Annotated in this window: 17 protein-coding genes and 1 pseudogene; 13 read left to right on the top strand and 5 right to left on the bottom strand. The window is 62.2% G+C overall.

Features of this window, described 5'->3' with window-relative positions:
* Nucleotides 1-30 precede the first annotated feature (30 nt).
* The 6 genes from btuC to FYC77_RS16440 all read left to right on the top strand — a co-directional run bounded on the left by btuC (nucleotide 31) and on the right by FYC77_RS16440 (nucleotide 8,213).
* Entirely contained in the window at nucleotides 31-1,131 is a 1,101-nt protein-coding gene (gene btuC, locus FYC77_RS16465; RefSeq protein WP_149082586.1) for a vitamin B12 ABC transporter permease BtuC, read from the top strand.
* Nucleotides 1,128-2,525, top strand: a complete 1,398-nt coding sequence (locus FYC77_RS16460) for a heme ABC transporter ATP-binding protein (RefSeq protein WP_149082585.1) — start codon at nucleotides 1,128-1,130, stop codon at nucleotides 2,523-2,525. Before btuC ends, FYC77_RS16460 begins: the two co-directional genes overlap by 4 nt.
* Before the next feature lie 265 nt (nucleotides 2,526-2,790).
* The gene (gene gatE / locus FYC77_RS16455; protein ID WP_149082584.1) at nucleotides 2,791-4,665 is read left to right on the top strand and encodes a Glu-tRNA(Gln) amidotransferase subunit GatE; all 1,875 of its coding nucleotides are present in this window, start codon (nucleotides 2,791-2,793) and stop codon (nucleotides 4,663-4,665) included.
* Nucleotides 4,666-4,833: 168 nt separating this feature from the next.
* Nucleotides 4,834-5,493, top strand: a complete 660-nt coding sequence (locus FYC77_RS16450; RefSeq protein ID WP_238387012.1) for an HTH domain-containing protein — start codon at nucleotides 4,834-4,836, stop codon at nucleotides 5,491-5,493.
* A gap of 488 nt (nucleotides 5,494-5,981) precedes the next feature.
* Nucleotides 5,982-7,241: a HEAT repeat domain-containing protein gene (locus FYC77_RS16445; protein ID WP_149082583.1), complete on the top strand. Its 1,260-nt coding sequence runs from the start codon at nucleotides 5,982-5,984 to the stop codon at nucleotides 7,239-7,241.
* 147 nt (nucleotides 7,242-7,388) lie between these two features.
* Complete coding sequence (locus FYC77_RS16440; RefSeq protein ID WP_149082582.1) at nucleotides 7,389-8,213, top strand: DUF7504 family protein; 825 nt, start codon at nucleotides 7,389-7,391, stop codon at nucleotides 8,211-8,213.
* Nucleotides 8,214-8,229: 16 nt separating this feature from the next.
* Here FYC77_RS16440 and FYC77_RS16435 read toward each other — a convergent pair whose 3' ends face one another.
* On the bottom strand, nucleotides 8,230-8,997 hold the full coding sequence (locus FYC77_RS16435; RefSeq protein ID WP_149082581.1) for an RNA methyltransferase: 768 nt from the start codon (nucleotides 8,995-8,997) through the stop codon (nucleotides 8,230-8,232).
* Between the two features lie 908 nt (nucleotides 8,998-9,905).
* Between FYC77_RS16435 and FYC77_RS16430 the strand changes: the two genes are divergently transcribed.
* The 4 genes and pseudogenes from FYC77_RS16430 (at nucleotide 9,906) to FYC77_RS16415 (ending at nucleotide 14,592) form a co-directional block, all read left to right on the top strand.
* On the top strand, nucleotides 9,906-11,144 hold the full coding sequence (locus FYC77_RS16430; protein WP_149082580.1) for a Cdc6/Cdc18 family protein: 1,239 nt from the start codon (nucleotides 9,906-9,908) through the stop codon (nucleotides 11,142-11,144).
* 139 nt (nucleotides 11,145-11,283) lie between these two features.
* A complete protein-coding gene (locus FYC77_RS16425; protein ID WP_149082579.1) occupies nucleotides 11,284-12,567 on the top strand; it encodes an AMP-binding protein in 1,284 nt (427 codons plus the stop codon).
* A gap of 102 nt (nucleotides 12,568-12,669) precedes the next feature.
* Nucleotides 12,670-13,530: pseudogene (gene folP / locus FYC77_RS16420) on the top strand (dihydropteroate synthase); the annotation flags it as partial.
* Between the two features lie 369 nt (nucleotides 13,531-13,899).
* The gene (locus FYC77_RS16415) at nucleotides 13,900-14,592 is read left to right on the top strand and encodes a 6-hydroxymethylpterin diphosphokinase MptE-like protein (protein ID WP_149082578.1); all 693 of its coding nucleotides are present in this window, start codon (nucleotides 13,900-13,902) and stop codon (nucleotides 14,590-14,592) included.
* Here the strand turns inward: FYC77_RS16415 and FYC77_RS16410 are convergent.
* The gene (locus tag FYC77_RS16410; protein ID WP_149082577.1) at nucleotides 14,573-14,764 is read right to left on the bottom strand and encodes a hypothetical protein; all 192 of its coding nucleotides are present in this window, start codon (nucleotides 14,762-14,764) and stop codon (nucleotides 14,573-14,575) included. The two genes, FYC77_RS16415 and FYC77_RS16410, sit on opposite strands and share 20 nt — an antisense overlap.
* A gap of 49 nt (nucleotides 14,765-14,813) precedes the next feature.
* Between FYC77_RS16410 and FYC77_RS16405 the strand changes: the two genes are divergently transcribed.
* Nucleotides 14,814-15,140, top strand: a complete 327-nt coding sequence (locus FYC77_RS16405) for a hypothetical protein (RefSeq protein WP_149082576.1) — start codon at nucleotides 14,814-14,816, stop codon at nucleotides 15,138-15,140.
* Here the strand turns inward: FYC77_RS16405 and FYC77_RS16400 are convergent.
* Nucleotides 15,102-16,262: a tubulin/FtsZ family protein gene (locus FYC77_RS16400; protein WP_149082575.1), complete on the bottom strand. Its 1,161-nt coding sequence runs from the start codon at nucleotides 16,260-16,262 to the stop codon at nucleotides 15,102-15,104. The genes FYC77_RS16405 and FYC77_RS16400 overlap by 39 nt on opposite strands.
* 460 nt (nucleotides 16,263-16,722) lie before the next feature.
* Between FYC77_RS16400 and FYC77_RS16395 the strand changes: the two genes are divergently transcribed.
* Together FYC77_RS16395 and FYC77_RS16390 are read left to right on the top strand one after the other, a co-directional pair.
* Entirely contained in the window at nucleotides 16,723-18,459 is a 1,737-nt protein-coding gene (locus tag FYC77_RS16395; RefSeq protein WP_149082574.1) for an ABC transporter substrate-binding protein, read from the top strand.
* Between the two features lie 305 nt (nucleotides 18,460-18,764).
* Nucleotides 18,765-19,640 carry a phosphatase PAP2 family protein gene (locus FYC77_RS16390; protein ID WP_149082602.1) on the top strand — a complete coding sequence of 292 codons (876 nt, stop codon included), beginning with the start codon at nucleotides 18,765-18,767 and terminating at the stop codon, nucleotides 19,638-19,640.
* A gap of 38 nt (nucleotides 19,641-19,678) precedes the next feature.
* On the opposite strand, the gene FYC77_RS16385 is transcribed toward FYC77_RS16390, so the two are convergent.
* Nucleotides 19,679-20,002, bottom strand: a complete 324-nt coding sequence (locus tag FYC77_RS16385; protein ID WP_149082573.1) for a carboxypeptidase regulatory-like domain-containing protein — start codon at nucleotides 20,000-20,002, stop codon at nucleotides 19,679-19,681.
* A 69-nt stretch (nucleotides 20,003-20,071) separates the two neighbouring features.
* Nucleotides 20,072-21,139, bottom strand: a complete 1,068-nt coding sequence (locus FYC77_RS16380) for a Gfo/Idh/MocA family protein (protein WP_149082572.1) — start codon at nucleotides 21,137-21,139, stop codon at nucleotides 20,072-20,074.
* Between the last annotated feature and the right edge of the window lie 18 nt (nucleotides 21,140-21,157).

Raw genomic sequence — 21,157 nt, 5'->3', positions numbered from 1 at the left:
TATTTGGCTACTGCAACCGGGGTTGTGTGTATGCTCTCGCCGACCCGCACGATCACGTGGACGGTCGGCTTGCTCGTCGTCCTCCTCGGTATGATGGTCGTTAGCGCTGCACTCGGTCCGGTCAGAATCGAGCCGGTGACCGTCGTCAAGGCGATGCTCAACGCGCTCGTGATTCCGACCGACGTCATCACACAGAGTGCGACGACGGTCCCCGTCGTCGGCTGGCAGGTTCCGGTTCCGGGACTCGAGTACGTCCCCGTGTTTTCGTTCGACGTGCCCGACACCCACCAGACGATCGTTGCCAGCATCCGCCTGCCGCGGATCGTCCTCGCGGCGATCGTCGGCTGTGCACTCGCCGCCGCGGGAACGGTGATGCAGGGATTCTTCCGGAACCCGCTCGCGGATCCGTCGATCATCGGCGTCTCCTCCGGCGCGGCGGCGGGTGCGGTGGCCGCGATCGCGTTTCCGGCGCTCGTTCCGTTCGGGAGCCTCCACCTGTCGGCGTTCGTCGGCGCGCTCGCGACCGCGTTTCTCGTCTACGCGATCGCGACCGACGGCGGTCGAACGCCGGTCGCAACGCTCTTACTCGCCGGCGTCGCCGTCCAGGCCTTTCTCGGTGCGATGATCTCGTACATGTTGGTCCACAGCGGCGACGACCTCCGACAGGCCGTGATCTGGATGATGGGTCACCTCCACAACAGCACGTGGGGCGACGTCCAATTCGCTCTCCCGTTTACCATCGTCGGCGTCCTCATCTTGCTCTCGTACGCCCGTGATCTGAACGTCCTCTTACTCGGCGAGGAGGACGCCCACCACCTCGGCGTCGACGTCGAACGGACCAAGCTCCTCTTGCTTGCGCTCTCGAGTCTCGTCACCGCCGCGGGGGTCGCGGTCGCTGGCGTCATCGGCTTCGTCGGCCTCGTCGTCCCCCACATCATGCGCCTGATCGTCGGACCGGATCACCGCATCCTGCTCCCGACGAGTGCGCTCGCCGGCGCGTCGTTTCTGGTCGCGACCGACACGATCGCTCGCGCAGGACCCGCCGAGGTGCCGGTCGGGATCGTCACGGCCGCACTCGGCGCACCGTTCTTCCTCTTCTTGCTCGTCCGACGGGAGGTGCACGCGATATGACGTCGCCACCCAACAGCGGGCAGGATACTCGCCCCGGGCCCGAGCCGGCCGCGATCACCGTCCAGACCGTCTCGCTTTCCTTCGACGAGCTCCGGGTGCTCGAGGACGTCTCCCTCTCCGTCTCACCCGGCGAGTTCGTCGGCTTCGTCGGCCCGAACGGCGCGGGGAAGACGACGCTGTTGCGCGCGATTAGCGGTGCGCTCGAGCCGACAACGGGGACGATCGAGATCGGCGGAACGGACGTTCACGACGTCTCCTCACGGGAGTCGAGTCGGCTCGTCGCCGCGGTCCCCCAGGACACCTCGCTTTCGTTTTCGTTTCCCGTTCGCGACGTCGTCGAGATGGGCCGACACCCCCACCGCTCGCGGTTCTCGCCGCCGACGGCCGACGATCGCCTCGCGGTCGAAGACGCCCTCGAGCGAACCCGAACCGCGGAACTCGCGGATCGACCGATCGACGAGATCAGCGGCGGCCAGCGCCAGCGGGTCGTCCTCGCGCGTGCCGTCGCACAGGAGACGCCCGTCCTGTTGCTGGACGAGCCGACGGCGAGTCTGGACATCAACCACCAGATCGAAACCCTCGAGTTGGTCCGTGAACTCGTCGACGACGGCCGGACGGTCGTCGCGGCGATCCACGATCTGGACCTGGCGGCCCGATACTGTGATCGGCTCGTGATGTTGGCCGGCGGGACCCTCCATGCCGACGGCTCACCGTCCGACGTCCTGACGAGCGAGACTCTCGCGGCGGCGTTCCACGCGAACGCAACGGTCACACCGAATCCGATCACGGGGACGCCGACCGTTACCGCGCTACCCGATCGACAAGCCACGGACGTCGACGCTGGTAGCGGGCGAACCGACGGTGGCGACGGATCGACGACCCCCACGGTTCACGTAGTGGGCACGGGGACGACGGCCGCAGGCGTTCTCGCTCGCCTCGACGTCGACGATCTCTCCGTCTCGATCGGACCGGTTCCCGCGGACGGGATCACAGCCGAAGCCGCGCGGAATCTCGGAGTCGAGTCTCTCGAGGTCGATCCGTTCTCGCCGCCGCCCCCGGCGGTTCGCTCGCGACTCGAGGAGCGAGTCAGCGCCGCCGACGTGACCGTGGCCGCCGACGTCGTGATCGGATCCGACGCGGGACGCCGTCACGTACTCGAGACGATAGAAGACGCGGATCCGCTCGTCGTCGTACACCGACGAGCGGCTGACGACCGGATCGTCGGGGACGAGAGAAGCGACGCGTGGCGTCGGCGATACGAAACGTGTCGCGAACGCGGGCGGGAAGCGACGGTAGAGTCCACGCTCGAGGCGGTTCGTGCCGCACTCGAACGGCGCCAGGAGAGCGATGGACTCGACCGCCGTGTTGACCCCGACTCGGAGGCTGGGGAGTAACCGAAATCGACCTCGAGCGGTCGAAACCGGAGTGGACGTCACGACCGGACGGTTCCAGAACGCCCTCCAGACCGTAACCAACCGCTCACTCGACCGTACGCTCGTCCGAACACAGCCAACCGCTGAACATGGTCAACCGCTGAACATGGTCAACCGCTGAACATGGTCAACCGCTGAACATGGCCAACCGCTGAACACAGCCAACCGCTCGCCGCCCGACCGCAACTGGACGGTTTTTTACCCCTCCGCCCCCGAGTCCTCGCCAATGACCGAGACCGAGTACGACTACGATGCGCTCGGACTCGTCGCCGGACTCGAGATCCACCAGCAACTCGACACGGCGACGAAGCTGTTCTGTCAGTGTCCGACCGAACTCCGAGAACCCGAGGAGGCGACGCGGACGTTCACCCGATATCTCCACCCCACCCGGAGCGAACTGGGCGAACTCGACGCCGCCGCCGTCGAGGAGAGCAAAGTCGACCGGGAGTTCGAGTATCTCGGGTACGACTCCACCTGTCTCGTCGAGGAAGACGACGAACCGCCCCACGAACTCGACGAGGAGGCCCTCGAGACCACCCTCGAGATCGCCCAGCTCCTGGAGATGCGTCCCGTCGACCAGGCACAGGTTATGCGAAAGATCGTCGTCGACGGCTCGAACACGACCGGCTTCCAGCGCTCGAGTCTCATCGCGACGGACGGCGAAATCGAGACCAGCGACGGCGCAGTTGGCATCGAGGATCTCCTGCTCGAGGAGGAAAGCGCCCAGCGCGTCGCGGAGACGGAGTCGGGGGTGCGCTACAGCCTCGACCGACTCGGCATTCCGCTTGTCGAGATCGGCACGAGTCCGGACATACGCTCGCCAGAACAGGCCCTCGAAGCGGCCGAGCGAATTGGGATGCTACTGCGCTCGACGGGGAAGGTCAAACGCGGCCTGGGGACGATCCGCCAGGACGTCAACGTCTCGATCGAGGAGGGCGCACGCGTCGAGATCAAGGGCGTCCAGAGTCTCGACGACATCGACGATATCGTCCGTAACGAGGTCGCGAGACAGGTCGAGCTCGTCGCGATCCGCGACGAACTCGGTGAGCAGGAAGCCACAGTTGGCGAACCCGAGGACGTCACTGACGTCTTCGTGGACACCGACAGCGGCGTCATTCAAGGTGCCCTCAACTCGGGCGGCTCCGTGATGGCCGTCCCGCTGTACGGCTTCGACGGACAGGTTGGCCGGGAGATCGCACCCGACCGTCGCCTCGGAACCGAGTTCTCCGATCACGCGAAACGCCACGGCGCGGGTGGTATCTTCCACACCGACGAGTTGCCGGCCTACGGCGTCACCGACGAGGAGGTCGCGGACCTGCGGGAAGCCGTCGGTGCGGATCCCGAGGACGCCGTCGCCATCGTCGCCGACGAGACCCCCGTCGCGGAGGCCGCCATCGAAGCCGTCGTCGAGCGCGCCGAGACCGCACTCGAGGGCGTCCCCGAGGAAACCCGCGGTGCGAACGACGACGGGACGACCCGCTACCTGCGTCCACTCCCCGGCGCGGCGCGGATGTACCCCGAGACGGACGTGCCGCCGGTCGAACCCGATCCGAGCGAGGTACCCGAACCGGAACTGCTCACCGAGAAGGTCGAACGCTACCAAGACGAGTACGATCTCGGTGCGGGACTGGCCGAACAGGTCGCCTACGGCACGTACATGCCGCTGTTCGAAGAGTGCGTCGCCGACGGTATCGATCCGACCCTCGCGGCGTCGACCCTCGAGTCCACGCTGACGGAACTCCGTCGGGACGACGTTCCGGTCGCGAACCTGACCGACCGACACCTGAACGGGGTGCTCCGGATGGTCGAAGATGGCGACCTGCCCAACGAGGGCGTCGGCGATCTGCTCGCGGCACTCGCCGACGACCCCGATCGTACGCCAGCGGAGGCGGCCGACGAAGCGGGGCTCGGCGGGGCCGACGAGGATGCCGTGCGAGAGACGGTCGTCGAGGTCGTCGAGCGCAACGAGAGCCAGGTCCAAGCCGAGGGAATGCAGGCGTTCTCCGGTCTCATGGGTGAGTGTATGGGGGCACTTCGCGGGAAAGCCGACGGCGACCTCGTGAGTGAGTTGCTCCGCGAGGAGATCCAGAACCGAGCCTGATCGATCGGTTTCGCCGTCGTTTCTCTTCGGTTCCAACGTCGATTCTCCTCAGTTCCGACGTCCATTCTTTTCGGTTCCGACGACGGTCCGGCCGGTCTGGGAGCTGCAATCATTACGATCGGCAATATGTTTATTACAGTAGACGTTGGCCACCTGGACGGTGAAACGATGAGCGATAGGGAACGAAACCACGTGACCGCGGTGTGCCACGTTCGCGCGCCGCTGCTTCTCGAGCCGGTCGACAGACAGGTCGAGACCCTCCAGGCCTGCGAGTCGGAGAGGGCGATCGACGAGCTGTTGCTCCGTAGCTGGCCCAAGGAGGTGAAACGGTCGACCGAGAGCCCACACGCCGAGGTTCTCGAGACGTTCGACCGGTTCGAGCGGTGGGCCAAGCGCCGGGGCGTAAGCGTCCGGCCACCGTTTCGAGAACGAACCAGCACGTCACAGATTACCGGCGAGACGACGGAACTGCTCGTCACGCCGCTGCTCTGTCTCGAGGTCTACGTCGACGAGGAGCTCGTCGGGGTGTTCCCCCACTCGGACGGCGAGGAGACGTACACGACCGACGAGGCGATCGCGGCGTTGCGAACCGGCGAGCAGCCGACGCCGCTCGGGACGGAATCCGTGTATCGAGCACACGCAAGCGAGGACACGTGTCCCGACTGCGGTGGCGAATTGATCGACGGGCAGGGGCTGTTCGCGTGTTCGGACTGTGGATGGGTCGGCGCGACGACGCAATCGGGCGAGTACGTCGCCAGCCCAGTTCCGTCGGGCGGCTCCGGGGACGACGAGCGGGCCAGGAACGCCCTGATCGACCGTTCCCGGTAACTCGTATCGGCCAGGTAAACGACGACTCGGTCCACCGGCCAGGTAAACGACGACTCGGTCCACCGTCCACGTAAACGGCGACTCGACCCGTCGCCCGATCGAGCGACCATCCGGTTTGCTACGATTTCCTGCTCGGTTGATACGGATTCCTGTAACGATGTACCGGCGCAACCGCCGCCCGGGTCGCGGTTGCGCCGGAACTGACGTACAGTAAACCGTATGAGAGATCGTGATCGCTCCCGGCAGATCCGGTTACCGATGGTATCACAGACCACCCAGTAAATATTATAGCGAGACAGGCGTATCAGTTCCCCCCGATCCCGTTTCGTGGCTCTCTGCCGGCGTTGGAACCCAAACAGTTATGTAAACGAACACATGTCTTTCTGTGTGTACCCTTCACGAGATGTGGTGTGTACGACGGGACGAGGAGTGTTCGTCGTCGACCCATCGGGGTGGAGTCTCCGGCCTGCCGGCCGATGATCGATCGAATGTCAGAGGAAGATCCGACGTTTCTGTACGAACTCGCACGTAACTCGGAGGAGCTGAAGCTACTCGAGTATCTGACTGGCTCCGAGAAGCCGATCATCCGATATCGGGCAGCCGAAATTCTCGGCGGCCTGGCCTCGAGCACGAACGACGACGATCGCGATCGTGTCCTGCGCGCTCTCCTCCGGACGGCCAGACACGACGAGAACGATTCGGTGCGTGCCTCCGCCATCGACGCGATCTACCTCCGAGACGAGGACAGCCTCGAGCAACTCGTCGCGGATCTCGCGGGAGAGAGCATCGACGACACTCCCGAGTGGGCGGAGATCGATCGAACGACGGACTGGCTCGAGGCGGAGCATCCGGAGTTCCGAATGCTGGCAGCCGCAGCACTCGGCCGAATCGACGACGACAACGCGATACCCGATCTCCTCGAGGCCTGTACGGACTCGGACCTTCGGGTTCGAACGCGTGCGATCCGAGCGTGCGGAACGATCGGCGATCCGCGCTCCGTCGACGTACTCGCGGATCGACTCGCGGATCGGAGCGAACAGGTCAGGCGCGCGGCGGCCGCTGCGCTCGCCGAGATCGGAACTCGGGATGCCCTCGAGGCACTGATCCCGGCGACCCGCTCGTCCACTGAATCGGTTCGGGTGATCGCGGTCGGTGAACTCGGTCGGTTCGGAAACTTGGTGCCGGTGTCCGCCCTCGTGGACTCGTTCGAGGACCGAAGCGACCTCGTCAGGCGGACGGCCGCGCGGTCGTTACTGGAGTTGCTCGCGAACGCACCGTCGGACAGAAGCCACGAAATCCGGGAGGCTGTCTCCGACGAACTCACGACGGGCGATACAGCGTCGCTCGTCGAACAACTGGTTACGTTACTGAGCGGGAACCCACCGCAGTACGTTCGGCGAAACGGGACGTGGTTGCTGGGCCGCATCGCCGGCGACGAACACCGAGCGGACGTCCAGGAGTGTCTGCTCCGCGCGCTCGACGATTCCGACGAAATTACGGCGAAGTTCGCGATGACAGCTCTCGTCCAGCTTGGCGATCCGTCGCTCGAGTCGCGACTGCGCCGGTTGATCCGTGACGAACCGGACACGTCCGCGACGAAGCGGCGAGCCGAGTTCGTCCTCGAGCGGGTCAAGTCTAGCCCGTCTCGCGAGGCCGTCACGAACTCCGTCGAGTTCACGTACGTAACCGATCCGGCCGATTATACGCGGAAAAAGCGCGAGCAGTCCTCCGACAAACGGGACGAGTAGCCCACTGAACCGTGGATCTGGCGTCGAGACCGCACTGAGTTCGTCTACCTTCACCCCTGGATGGTCCGAGCTCGGTACGACGCATCGACCGACGTGTGACGCCCATAATATATATCGGCGTGAACGAACGAGTGGAACTCGAGTCGCATGGTGTACAACTGGCGGTGTCGACGCTGTGAGTTTGTCGTCTGGTCTCGAAACGGGAACGAGATCCGTTCTGCGATCCAGGATCATCTCGTCGATCATCATCGCCAGCGTCTCTCGAAGGATGGGTTCCAGGTGCACTGGAGGTGTCCGTACTGCGACGATAGTGGGCTCGACCACGACGAATCGGCGGCCGTCAGGGCGTTCAGGGATCATCTGTTTGGACACGCAAAGCAACTCCTACAGACTGGCGCCCACGTTACGGACGAAGTCGGTGGCACCGGTAACGTGTTGGTGCTCGCTCCGCCGGAAAGTGACGGTGCGAACAACGCCCGAGTCCATTTTACCGCACCCAACGACGTTGCGATACTGGTGACGATGAACGTCGCCGACCGTCTGGAGTTGCTCGGCCGTCGCCTCGAGGAGTGGCCCGCGAAGACGATCGTCGTGACGACGAAAACCGATCCGTTGGCCGGCGTTGAGGACGTAGATATCGCGTCCGTCCCGCTCGAGATCGTTCAACTGGACAAGGGTCTCGGAATCGCAGGGCTCGGTGAGACCATCTCGCGTGTGATCGCCGAACACGAGACGACGGACGGAGATATTGCCGTCCAGTTCGACGTCCTCTCGGAGATCATCGACACGTACGAACTCGAGAAGGTGTTTCGGTTCATTCACCTGCTCAACTCGCGGATCGAAAGCGTCGACGCGCTCTCACACTACTACTGTAACTCTCAGGCCCGTTCGAAGCCCACGATAAACCTCATCGGCGAGCTGTTCGACCTCAGGATATCCGCGACGGGCGAGCGATTCGTTCTCGAGCAGTGATCGATGCCGGCGACCGTCACTCGAGGTCGGGACGTTCGGTCGCTCGACGGAGGAGCCCGATGAACGTGTTCGCTTCCCGCTCGGTCAGGTCTGCCCGCCCGTAGACGCGACGTATCATCCGCATGGTCTTCTCGCGTTTCTCCTCGGGGTGGTTGAGTTCCTCGAGGAGTGACGACCACTGTTCGTAGAGTCGATCCTCGGTCGGCGGTGTGGCCCGTACGCGTTCCACGTCCGGCAGTTGTGTGTCCTCGTCGCCCAGTGTGAGCGTTCTGAGTTCGTACAGCGTTACTGTGGCCGCCTGGCCGAGATTGAGGACGGGGTAGGCCGCGTTCGCCGGGATCGCACAGATCTCGTCGAGACGAGCCAGTTCGTCGTTAGTGAGACCGACACGCTCTCGACCGAAGACGACGGCGGTTCGGGTTTCGACCGACGCGAGTCGATCGGCGAGGCCTGCCGGCGTCGAGAACGGAAACCGAACGTGACTGCGGTCGTCCTCGTTGGTAACTGCCGTACATCCGACGGTGTGATAGTTCTCGACGAGGGTGTCGAACGTGATCTCGGTCGCGTTCGGAAGGACGTCCTCTCGAGCGTGGCCCGCGAAGCCGTACGCTTCGCCGTCGGGATCGAGTTCTGGCGGGTCGACCAGCAGAAGGTCCTCGAAGCCGAAGTTCTTCATCGCTCGAGCGATCGTTCCGACGTTGCCTGGCGACTGGGCGTCGACGACCGCCACTGTAGGAGCCGTCGACCGAGTCGATGGGTCGTCGGCTGACGGCTGCTCGGTCATTCGGTTTACCCTCGGGACGGCCAGTCTGTTACCGTTTCGATTTGTCGGTCCGTAGCGGTTTGTGATCGGTTCGGTGTTCATTAGTTGTTGGTTACGTCTCGAGTTATTGTTTATAATTTATCTAATCTAGTTACTAATCTAGAACTAGTGATAACTAGACTAGAGGGTTGTGTCACTGTTGATCACGCCACTGTCGGCCTCCGAGTATCGATAGATAGTAGATGGAGACTGCGAGTAGATGGTCGATCGATGCCAGTACGGGACACACACCCCCGTCGCGTTTGTAACGCCGATTGCGTGTGAAGGTTTTCGTCGAGAACACACCACTGTCGCGGATGAAAAACGACCCGGAAATTTCGTGAACCGATCGATTTTGTCGAGTTTCTCGACCACCCACTGGCCGTTTCCGTTACATCCGCGACGGGGGTGTGGGTGTCGTGATCGCACGGCCCCGTTTCTGGCTCTCGAGACGATCGACGCTCGCAGGCGGATTCGTGCGAAACCGAACGCCACTGGGCTCGCCTCGTTGGCCTCGAGCGACGCTTGACATTCGAGTGTCGGTGGAGACGGGGTATCCGGCGACAGTTGGTGACCGACAGCCCCCCATCGGTAGCTATCGGATGGGAGACGAAATCGGTCCGTCAACCGGATGAGCGATGTGATCGAGTCGGTCTCCGCCGAATCCGCCGGTCTCTCCCCAGTTACATCCGCGACGGGGGTGTCGGTGTCGACCGCCCGTCGATCGATCCTCGAGACCGGCCGCCGTTAGAAGCGCGATGTGGGTCTTCTGGCCCTATTTCAATGAGTGGCCGAAATCAGCGTTTCCAGCCGTTACAGTGCACATTTTACATCCGCGATAGATCCCTATACATTTATATCAATCCGGGGGAAAGACACGGTTCACTGCAATGTCCGCTAACGACGATCGTGATCCGCTGTTTCGGTACGACGATCCGGTTTTTGCCGACGAGCGGTTGCTCGAGATCACGCACCTGCCCGGCCCGGACCGGATCGTCGGCCGCGACGAGCAGATGCAACGGGTTGCGGATGCCCTGAACCCGGCTATCTTCGGGAGCGAACCCAACCATCTGTTCATCTTCGGCAAGACTGGTACCGGTAAATCACTCATCTCTCGGTCGGTCACCAAACGAGTGATCTCGGAGGCCCGACGCGACGACGTCACGGTCAAGTACGCCTTCATCGACTGCGGGGAACAGAACACCGAGGCGTCGATCATCAAGACGATCGCCCAACTCGTCAACGAACCCGCCGAGAGCGGCGTCTCCGTTCCGGATCGGGGGCTCGGAACCGGCGACTACTACAAACGCCTCTGGCAGGCCGTCGACCGCTGTACCGACGTCACGATCGTGATCTTAGACGAGATCGATATGCTCGAAGACGACGAAGTGCTCCGAAAACTCTCGCGGGCGGGCGAGAACCGCCGTATCTCGAACTCGAGTATCGGTATCATCGGCATCTCGAACAAGATCGACTTCCCGGATCACCTCTCGGAGCGGGTCAAATCCAGCCTCTCTCGGGACGAACTCGTCTTCTCACCCTACGATGCGAACCAGTTGGTCGAAATCCTCGAGAAACGGCGGGACGCCTTCCACGACGGAGTCCTCGCGGACGACGTCATTCCGCTTACGGCTGCACTCGCTGCCCAGGAACACGGTGACGCCCGAAAGGCGATCGACATCCTTCGAAACGCGGGTCGAATCGCGAAAAAGCAGACGGATACCCGAGTCACGGCAGAACACGTTCGCGACGCGAAAGAGAAGACCGAAGCCGACCGATTCAACGAACTGATCGAAGGCTCCCCCCAGCAAGCGAAGGCGATCCTCTACTCGCTGACGATTTTGACCGAAAACAGCTCGCAAAAGGAGTTTCCGACGAAGATCATCTACAACCAGTACAAGGAGATCGCTCGCCGACTCGACTTCGACGTGCTCTCGGAACGCCGGGTCCAGGAGATTCTCCAGGAGCAAAACTTCCTCAACGTCATCCAGTCCGAACGCGAGGGTCGTGGGCGTGGTCGCGGTGCTCACGCCAAACACCGCCTGCTCGAGAACCCGTCGATCGTCAAGAAGGTGCTGTTACGCGACTCGCGTCTCGCCGTTCTCGAGAACGGAGACGACGACGAGTGATCGACAGCGGTCCTCGGTAGCGACCGTCCGGTTGCTGTTGGGACGCTCCTATAATCGATTATATTTCCTGGTAGAAAACCGACGATTAAGTTCTACTTAGTGAGAGGGCTTAACAAACACGACCGCTGATCGCAACCAGATGACGAACTTCGTACGATCGATTCGGGATACGGTAATGCGAAACCAGCGTGCCGTCGCCATCGGCGGTTCGGAGCCAATGACGTTCTCAGAGCTCTGGTCGGCGACTGACGCGTTCGCTGGTGGACTCCGTCGGCGGGATCTTTCTGCCGGTGACGCGGTCGGAATCCATCTCTCGTCGCCACGGACGTTCGCCATCGCGTTCTACGGTGTCCTTCGAAACGGCTGCGTTCCTGTGACCATTCCGTCGAATTTCGACGACGAGGACATTACTGCGGCGCTGACCGAGACGAACTGTACCGCGCTCGTCGTCGACAAGCGCCGAATAATGGGAATCTTGGCCGACGTAGACGAGTTGCGCGTCGCCATCACTGTCGACTCCGATGGCGGGCTTGGGATCGACTGGTCGGCGTTTCTCGATAACGAGGGGATGAACGGATCGGGGTCACGGACCGGGATCGACGTCGTCGGTCGCGGGAGCACGGAACTCGGCCTGATCGCGTACGAACGACGGGACGAACGGGGACCGGTCGGAATCGCTCACACCCACTCGAGTTTGCACGCTGGTGCGTCGGTCGGATCGTCGATAACGTTTTCCGGTGAGTCGCGAACCCATCTCGGATCCCTTCGTCCGACGGATCCGACCGAACTCGCGTACGGATTGAACGGGACGATTCGTTCGGGCGGGCAATACCTACCAGTAAACCGTCGGGACGCCGAGACTATCTCCACGGCGCTCGAGTCTTCTGACGTCGATCGGACGTTCGTGACGCCCTCCCAGTACGGCGATCTCATGTCACTCGGGGCCGTCGACGAGGGCGTCGTCCCGATCCGGTCACCACGGGCAACGACGGGGGATTCGGCGGAGTCTTCAACGGATGCAAACGAGGACGTCGTCCATCTCTACGCGTTACCCGAGACGGGAATCACACACGGGAGGACGACTGCCCACCGCAAGTCGGGACTGCTCGGAACGACCCTCCCCGACGTCGAGACACGGCTCCTCGAGTTCGGCGGGGATGGGGACGAAAGCGGGTTGGGTGGCGATGCTGCCATGGTCGGAGACACAGCGGGTGAACCCGACGGCGGTGTCGGGGAGGTTGCGTTCGCCGGACCGTCGACGATGAGCGGGTACGTCGAACGCCCGGAACTGACGGAACGGACCGTTGCCGTCGTCGACGACCGGTTCTGGATCCGAACGGGGCTCACCGGGTGCTACCGTGACGGGGCGATTTACGTTACTGGTACGGAGGAAATTCGATCCACACCCGGCGTGTCGGGATGAGCAGTCAGTTCGAAGCGGAGCGGTCGCCCTGAGACGATCGGTTCCGATGGCGGCGATGGCCGCAATCGAGGCCCCTTTCCGTCTGCTCTCCTCACTCGAGGTATGAACAGCGTCGATGCGGCCGGGCTCGGTATCGGAGACGAGTATCCGCCCCGGATCATGGGCGTGTTGAACGTCAGCGAGGAGTCGCCGTACGATCCGAGCGTCTACGACGATCCCGGTGAGGCGGCCCGATACGTCGACGAGGAGCTGATCGACGAAGGAGCTGACATCGTCGACGTCGGCCTCGAGTCGGCCAACAAACGGTTCGGCGTCCTCTCTGCCGAGGAGGAACTCGACCGCCTTCACGTAGCCCTCGAGACCATCGAGAGCGTCTCCGGCGACGCGGTGTTCTCGATCGAAACCCGCTATGCGGACGTGGCAGACGAGGCACTTTCACGGGGGTTCGACATGGTCAACGACATCTGCGGGTTCGCCGATCCCGAGATGCCGACGGTCTGTACCGAACACGACGCCGCCGTCGTGAAGATGGCCAGCCCACCCGACCTCGAGCGCCCAGGTGCTGTTCGGGAGACCGACTGGGCGGCGCGAAAATCCCCGGGGTGGGCCGACCGTGCGGACTACGTCGATCAGGTCTTCGAGGCATTGAAACAGAACGGGTTCACGGAGAAGACGATCGTCGACCCCGCGTTCGGGGGGTGGAGCGAGGCACAGACCCTGGCGGACGATCGGGAAACGTTTCGCCGTCTTGGAGAGTTTAGATCGCTCGAGCGGCCGATACTCGTCTCGATCAACCGAAAGAACTTCCTTGGCGACGTCGTCGACCGGGAAACGGACGAGCGCCTCCCCGCGAGTCTGGCGGCGACGCCGCTCGCCGTCGAACGCGGCGTCCACGTCATACGGACGCATGACGTCGCCGAGACACGCGATGCCGCGTTGATCGGATCGGCCTTCGGCGATCGCCCAACCAGGTGACCGCGGAGACGCCGTCTCGAGGGGAAATAGCCGTTTCGAAGGCTCCCACTCGACGAACTCGACAATGTACTGCAGTAAGAGAAAGCTTATGACGGAGGCTTCGAAATGGGGGAGTGGACGCCGGGCGGCCTCCCGGGTAGGGGTACTTTGGAGGCGATTCCCGGCCCACAACACGGAATTATTGTGGAGTTACGTCGATTAGTGGCTACGCCCCCCGACGGTTCCGATCAACCGCTCACTTTCGCTCGTGGTCCCGACCGTCGGCCTGGGCCGAACGTCCGTCATCCCAGGGGAGACTTGTCCCTTTCTCACCTCCGATGGAAACACACTCACCGCTCGAGCCCGAACGCTGACGCCATGGAGTTCGAGGAGTGGGAACCGATCTACGAGGCCATCGTCGACGATTTCGGGTACGATCGAGGGGCGGACGAGCGAGCACGCGATGTCCTCGCGTCGATGACCGACTCGTTCGACCTCGAGAAGCTCTCGGCGGCTCGAGGGGCAACCGTCGCCGTCGTCGGCGCGGCACCGTCGCTCGAGACGGCCGCGGAACTCGAGCGAGCACGCGAGGCTGACGTCGTCTTCGCGGCGTCGACCGCCGCCGACGTTCTCGACCGACGAGGAATCGAAGTCGACTGCATGGTCACGGATCTCGATAAAAACCCCCAATCGGTTCGTCGGTTCACCGAACGCAGGATCCCGGTCGCGGTTCACGCTCACGGCGACAACGTTCCGGCCGTTCGACGGGTCGTTCCGGACTGTGACGACGAGTACGTTCTTCCGACGACCCAGGCGAAACCGCGTGGCCCGGTCCGAAACGTCGGTGGGTTCACCGACGGCGACAGGGCGGCGTTTCTCGCCGACTATCTTGGTGCCGATCGACTCGTGTTCGCGGGATGGGAATTCGACGATCCCGACGTCGGACCGGTCAAGGCGCGCAAACTCGAGTGGGCTGGCCGGTTACTCTCTTGGCTCGAGCGACGACGCGACGACCGATTCGAGCTACTCGAGGGGACAGGCGACGAGTTCGTCACTGAATTCGGTACGTGACGATATCGTCACAGCCACAGACCGGGCAATCCGCCGTCGCGTTTTCGATCGTCTTTCCACACCGACGACACTCCTCGACCGTCGTTTCCCCGTCCGTTCGGAGAAGAACCGATTTGACTGCTCGACGCATCGCCGACTGCGTGGTTCGATTGGTTCGTCGTTTGCCGCTCATGACCCAACGCTTACCGATATCGTAGTTCGTTATTGTCGGGCTACCGTGATTGACATTACAGCTGAACAGTCTTTACAAACTGAATGTTCTCTCCATCGATGGAAAGCTCTCGTTTCTTGAGTGTCACTCGAGGGTGAACGTCGTCCCAACAGTACTGGCGGATATCGGTCCCGCTACTTGCGGTGGTCTCGGTGGGCAGCTATCGACGTTCTCGACCGTTCGAAGAAGGGGAAAATCGTTTTCGAGGAGGGTTACGGACTCGGCTGTCGACTGCGTCAACGGGAGCGATCGGAAAACCTTCGTCAGCGACGGGGGTGCCGAACCGACCGGTGGTGGTTCAAAACAGAGCGTCGAGCTCGCCGCCGGTATCGACTAGCGAGGTGAGGTCCTCTTCGGCTCTCGCCTGGACCATCTCGGTGGTGTCCTGTGCTTCGATCGCGACCTGCTGGAGTTGGTCGATTCGCGGGACGTCCGTCACGCCCGACAGGAGGACGATCGCTCCGACTTCGTCCTGGTTCGGCCGTGGGTAGTCGCCGCCGCGAATCTCCATGCTCCCGGTTTCGTCCTCGAGCCACTGACGTCCCCGCTCGACCCCCTTGCGATTTAGGTGCTCCGGCGGGCCGGTCGAGACGACCAGTCCCCGGTCGGCACTTGCGACGTCACACGGGAGGGTGAGTCGTCCGAGCGTCGCCTTTCGGACGAGACTCGTCATCCGGTTCGTCGCGGTTCCTTCGTCGAACGTCTCGGTCTCCCGAAACGTCGAGAGGAGTCCATCGTCCGCGTTGTCGACGGTTTCGCGTGCGTACCCGATCGTCGACACCCCTCCCTCGAGCGTGTTGATGATCTCGGAGGAGTCGACGACGCTCTCGGCGACGTGGTCGTCGTGGTGGACCTCTCCGGCCGCGAACAACAGCCCGAACCGCTCGACGATTTCCTTGTTGATCCGGTCGTATCCGCCGGCGACCGTCTCTCCGGCGTCGCGCCAGACCTCGTTATCGAAGACGAGCAGGTTGTCGACCTCGCGAACGAACGTCTGGAACGATCGTGCCGCGTTGAGGGTGTAGATCCCACCCTCGTCGGTTGCGGGCAAAACCCCGAGTCCGAACACCGGTTGCGTGTAGATCCGTTTGAGATGTGTCGCGAGGACCGGAGCACCGCCGGAGCCGGTTCCGCCACCCATCCCGGCGACGATGAGGAACGCGTCGATCTCGTGAATCGGGATGCGATCGATCGCGCCCTGTACTTCGCTGATGTCCTCCTCGGTAACTTCGGCGCCGAGTTCGTTGTCGGCGCCGACACCGTGGCCCTTGACGCGTGCCTGACCGATCAGGACTCTGTTCCGTTTCGGAATTCGCTCGAGTCCGTGGAGATCCGTCGTTGCCGAGTTGACCGCGATCGCCGTTTCGACGAATCCGCCATCGATCGCCTCGTCGTACGCGAGGAATTCGTCGACGATCTTCCCGCCTGCCTGACCGAAGCCGATTAGTGCGAGTTTCATGGTTGTCTCTCGTGGCCGTTTCCGGTGGCGACCACACCGAAGTGACCGCCAAACCGCGGAAACGGATGCCACGTCCCGGTGGATTCCACTGACTACCATTGTTATGGTCCGCATAGATCTGCCGGGTCGACAGCCATCTCGGAGGCCTATTCGCTCGGTTCTCGCGGACCGCCCCGAGCATCTCAGGCGGCTCAAACGACAGTTCCTGAGCCGTTCGAGCTGGTTACACGTCAGTATAGTCGTCGATTAACGACTCTCACTCGATGGCGACTGTCGACGAATCGAATCGGTAGACGACGAATACCGCGTCCGTACGTCCTCGACGCGGTCGGAGAATCTACCGAGATAATTCGGTGTTGAACTAAGGCTGACACAGTAAAAATCCGACCTGTGACCGAATCACTGCCGGAACAACCTCGAGAGTAAGCCCTATACACGCCGATGGCTTATTTCAGGCCGGATGACAGAGGGCACGTCGACCGGGCGGCGAGAACTGCTTGCAGGGGCAAGCGGGATCGCCGCGAGCGCCCTCGCGGGATGTTCCGAACGATTCTGGTCTCACGCGGAGAACACGGCTCCCGAGCAGATCGAGTTAACGATCAAGACGGTTCCGGCCGACGACGATGCGGTCGCCGCCAAGATCATGAGCCACCTTCGGGAGAACTTCCAGGCGGCGGGTATCGACGCGCTTCACGAACCGATCGCGGAGGCAGAGTTGTACCGTGACGTCCTCCTCGAGGGTGATTACGACGTGTTCGTCGTTCGCCATCCGGGGTTCGACGACACCGATGCGCTGTACGGAATGCTTCACTCGCAGTTCGTAAGCGACGTTGGCTGGCAGAACCCGTTTCACCTCTCGGACGTAACCGTCGACGATCTCCTCGAGAGTCAGCGAACGATGACAGACGGCCGCGACGAGGTGATCGTCGATCTCCTCGAGTATCTCGAGGAGACTGCCCCGTATACGGTCGTCGCCTTTCCACACAGCCTCGGTGCCATCAGACGGGAGCTACCGGCGTCGATTATCCCCCAACGCTCGTTCGAGTACGTCCAGGTCATGTCGTTGGAACCGTCGGACGGCCCGCGGGAGACGCCCCTCGAGGTCGGTGTCTACGGTGAAGGACTGACGGATCGATTGAACCCGTTGATCGTCGACCGAAGCCGAATCGAGGGGTTGACTGAACTGGTGTACGATCCGTTGTTCCGTCGACTGGACGACGAGTACGTTCCGTGGCTGGCGACCGACATTAGTTGGGAAGAATCCGCTCGGACGGAAGCGACGATCACCCTGCGCGACGGAGTGACCTGGCACGATGGCACCGAATTCGACGCCGACGACGTTGTTTTCACTCACCGGTTTCTCGCGGACACGTCACTCGGCGAGATCGAAGGTGGGTTGCCAGCGCCACGATATCGGGGCCGACAGGCCATCGTCGAAACCGTCGACCGCATCGACGCGCGCACGGTCAGATTTTCGTTCGGTAACACCGCTCGTCGAGCGGCTGCCCGTTCGCTGACGATCCCGCTGTTTCCCGAACACATCTGGGAACCGAGATCGGAAGTCGTCGCCGACCGTCAGACCGAGGCGCTCGTGGTCGAAGACGAGGACCTCGTTGGCTCCGGACTGTTCGAGTTCGTCGAGGTCTCGCCCGGATCGATCTCCCTCGATCCGTACGACGCTCACGTCTTTCGTACCGACGACGGGAGTCGACCAACGGTTCTCGAGGGGTTCTCCCAGTTTTCCGGGATTCGGTTCACCGTTGACCCGAACCCCGGTGCGATGATCGAATCGCTCCAGGAGGATACGACCGATATCACGGCGACGACCATCCCACCGAGCGTAGTCGAGACGGTCCAGGAGTCCGAGTCGGTTCGACTGGTGAGCTCCGCGACGGATTCGTTTTACATGATCGGGTACAACATCCACCATCCGGAACTCGGCAACCCACACTTCCGGCGAATCCTCTCCCGGTTGATCGACCGGGAGTATACAGTTACCGAACTGATCGACGGCTACGCCGAACCAGCGGAATCGTTCAGTTCGCTGGTCGGCATCCGCGACGACGAGTGGGACCATCGTTCCGAGCCAGTTATCCCTCGATTTCCCGGTACGGACGGCGAGATAGACGTCGACCGGGTTCGATCGCTCTTCGAGGATGCCGGCTACCAGTACGAAAACGGTGTTCTCCTCGAGTGATACGGTCTGGGACGACTGATACGGTCTGGGACGACTGATACGGTCTGGGACGACTGATACGGTCTGGGACGACTGATACGGTCTGGGACGACTGATACGGTCTGGGACGACTGGTTGCCGGTCGATCCCTCACCGACCTGCGATCGACCGGAACAGCTCATAGCGGTTCGTACAAACTGACTCGGTGAACGACGCGAGGGAGGTGATCGGTTTCGCAGCCACCCTTGTTGTGGTCGTGTCCTCGACCCGTGGTGCGTGACCGATCGCTATTAATGTCCCGAGGACCGTAGTTGGGATCGGATCCAATGTCGCTTCTCGGCGTGGTGATCGAACTCGCTTTCGTTGTTGTCGCGATGCTTGCGACTGCAACACTCGTCTTCGTCGGCCCGAGACGGCTATCTGCTGCGATTCGTGACTTTCGGTGGCGGTTCAGGGTGTGTTTGCTTTCCGTCGTCGCGCTCGTTACGGTGTTGGCGATTCGGTGGTCGACCGTCGACGTCGTTATGCGTCTAGAGCGGCGCGTTCTTGGAACGAACATCACTCCGATCCTCTTCGAGATCGAGCAGGCGGTCTTTCCGGAGAACCCCGTTATCGTGCTCCAGTCGTTTCAGTCACCGGAGCTGACTAGTTTCTTCGTCTTCGTCTACATCTACGGATACGCCTTTCTGTTGTTGTTCCCGTTCATCGCTTACTTCGCCCTGGAGGATGCCGAGGAGCTCCGGACGTTGATCCTCGCGTTCACGGCGAACTATGCGATCGGATTGGTTTGTTACGTTTTCTTTATCGCCTACGGGCCGCGAAACTTCGATCCACTCCTGTTCGAGGGGCTGTTGTACGATGCGTTTCCGCAATCGCGGATGCTCACGAATCAGGTCAATCAGAGCACGAACGTCTTTCCCTCGTTGCACACGTCGCTTTCGATGACCGTCTTCTTCCTCGCGGTGTTGACCCGTCGAAAGTATCCGGTATGGGTTCCGATTTCGGGCGTTCTCGCGATTAGCGTCGTCGTCTCAACGATGTATCTCGGGATCCACTGGTTTTCGGACGTGGTTGCTGGAACGATTCTCGCAGTCGTCAGCGTGTACGTCGGTCGCAACTACACCGTACAGGAGATCGCCGGATCGGTACGACAGTATCTCGGTACCGGGTTCAACCGGACCGGACGAGCAGACGGCGATTGAGACGGGCTCCTATCACTGTTTACGGAAACACTTACAGATTACACTCGGAGTGGCTTCCGTGAGCGCTCTACTCTCGTACGCCGGTGGTTCGTCCGTGGGACCGCCCTCACGAGCGCCGTAGCCGGCTCGTAGACGACGCGATCCGTCGGCGCTTTTTCCGCGACGATCTTCCAGAAACCGGGGGAGCGAACCGTGATCTCACACCGTCCGCGAGCGTTCGTCCGAACCCGTCTGGTTCCGAGGTCGACGATCGCCCCCTCGACCGGTCTGTTGGCCCGGTCCCGGACGCAAACGGTGATCGGTGTGTCGACCGGCACTTCACGGGGAACGCCTTCGAGTACCAGTGATCGTTCGATCCGCATACCAATCGCTACGGGTCCGGGATGCAAAAAACGCCACACCCGTCAGTGTCACTGCATTTCGACCGTCGATCACTCCTCGAGCGAGATCGTTCGGCCGGCCCCGCTCGATCGGTACACCGCGTCGATGATCTCCTGGACGGCAAGAGCCTGTGCGATGCTGTCGTCGTCGCTGCGTCCCTCGACGATCTCGTCGAAAAACGCCCGCAGTTCGTCGGTGTGCGTATCGTTCTGGTGGGTCTCGACGACCGTATCTTCGAGGTGATCCGGCCCGATCGAACTCGCCGAGTGGAAACTGAGCGTTCCCTCGAGTAGATCGAACGTGGCTGCGGCGTCCGTGCCACGAACGACGAACTCGTGGTTCGCCGGCCGATTCGTCGCCCAGGCGACCTCGAGGCTAATGGTCTCGTCGCCCGCACACCGAACGAACGCGCTCGCCGAGTCATCGACGTCGAATCCTCCGGGCCCGGAGTCGTCGGCCCACATCTCGAGGTAGGCGTACTCTTCGCGCGATCCGAACTCGCTTCGTGTGACGCCGTTTACCTCCTTGGTGTCCGGATAGTCGAGCAGATACATCGCGAGGTCGACCGCGTGGACACCGAGATCGATGAGTGCACCACCGCCCGCGATCTGTCGTCTGGTAAACCACGATCCCCGGCCGGGGATTCCTCGTCGCCGGACGTAGTTTGCTTCGATGTGCGTCACCTTGCCGAGGTCCCCACGATCGATCCGATTTTTCACGATCTGTACCGTGTTCGCAAATCGGTTGTTGAAGCCGACTGCACAGTGGGTATCGGACGATGACGCCGCATCGGCGATTCGCCGTGCGCTGTCGATCGAGTGTGCGAGTGGCTTCTCGAGGAGGACGTGGAGATCGCGCTCGAAGGCGTCGACTGCGTACTCTTCGTGGAATCTGTTTGGGGTCGTGATGATGACGGCGTCGATGGTGTCGTACAGTTTCTGGTGGTCGTCGTAGACGTCGACGTCGTAGCGACGCGCGAAGCGGTTTCTCGCCTCGGCGGCAACGTCCATTCCGCCGACGAGCTCGACGCCGAGCTCTCTGAGACGTTCGGCGTGGAACTGTCCGATGTTGCCGAGGCCGACGATTCCGGTTCGAGTGTCGTATTTATTCGGTGTCATCGGAGGAGTACTCCGTCC

Origin of the sequence: Natrialba swarupiae (genome assembly GCF_008245225.1) — an archaeon.
Taxonomy (GTDB): Archaea; Halobacteriota; Halobacteria; order Halobacteriales; family Natrialbaceae; genus Natrarchaeobius; species Natrarchaeobius swarupiae.
Note: the sequence above shows the minus strand (reverse complement) of the source record. Positions and strands in the feature narration are given on the sequence as shown.

Excerpts from the sequence above, each read along its gene's own strand:
- btuC (WP_149082586.1), top strand. The coding sequence starts at position 31 with ATGCTCTCGCCGACCCGCACGATCACGTGGACGGTCGGCTTGCTCGTC.
- FYC77_RS16460 (WP_149082585.1), top strand. The coding sequence starts at position 1,128 with ATGACGTCGCCACCCAACAGCGGGCAGGATACTCGCCCCGGGCCCGAG.
- gatE (WP_149082584.1), top strand. The coding sequence starts at position 2,791 with ATGACCGAGACCGAGTACGACTACGATGCGCTCGGACTCGTCGCCGGA.
- FYC77_RS16450 (WP_238387012.1), top strand. The coding sequence starts at position 4,834 with ATGAGCGATAGGGAACGAAACCACGTGACCGCGGTGTGCCACGTTCGC.
- FYC77_RS16445 (WP_149082583.1), top strand. The coding sequence starts at position 5,982 with ATGTCAGAGGAAGATCCGACGTTTCTGTACGAACTCGCACGTAACTCG.
- FYC77_RS16440 (WP_149082582.1), top strand. The coding sequence starts at position 7,389 with ATGGTGTACAACTGGCGGTGTCGACGCTGTGAGTTTGTCGTCTGGTCT.
- FYC77_RS16435 (WP_149082581.1), bottom strand. The coding sequence starts at position 8,997 with ATGACCGAGCAGCCGTCAGCCGACGACCCATCGACTCGGTCGACGGCT.
- FYC77_RS16430 (WP_149082580.1), top strand. The coding sequence starts at position 9,906 with ATGTCCGCTAACGACGATCGTGATCCGCTGTTTCGGTACGACGATCCG.
- FYC77_RS16425 (WP_149082579.1), top strand. The coding sequence starts at position 11,284 with ATGACGAACTTCGTACGATCGATTCGGGATACGGTAATGCGAAACCAG.
- FYC77_RS16415 (WP_149082578.1), top strand. The coding sequence starts at position 13,900 with ATGGAGTTCGAGGAGTGGGAACCGATCTACGAGGCCATCGTCGACGAT.
- FYC77_RS16410 (WP_149082577.1), bottom strand. The coding sequence starts at position 14,764 with ATGAGCGGCAAACGACGAACCAATCGAACCACGCAGTCGGCGATGCGT.
- FYC77_RS16400 (WP_149082575.1), bottom strand. The coding sequence starts at position 16,262 with ATGAAACTCGCACTAATCGGCTTCGGTCAGGCAGGCGGGAAGATCGTC.
- FYC77_RS16395 (WP_149082574.1), top strand. The coding sequence starts at position 16,723 with ATGACAGAGGGCACGTCGACCGGGCGGCGAGAACTGCTTGCAGGGGCA.
- FYC77_RS16390 (WP_149082602.1), top strand. The coding sequence starts at position 18,765 with ATGTCGCTTCTCGGCGTGGTGATCGAACTCGCTTTCGTTGTTGTCGCG.
- FYC77_RS16385 (WP_149082573.1), bottom strand. The coding sequence starts at position 20,002 with ATGCGGATCGAACGATCACTGGTACTCGAAGGCGTTCCCCGTGAAGTG.
- FYC77_RS16380 (WP_149082572.1), bottom strand. The coding sequence starts at position 21,139 with ATGACACCGAATAAATACGACACTCGAACCGGAATCGTCGGCCTCGGC.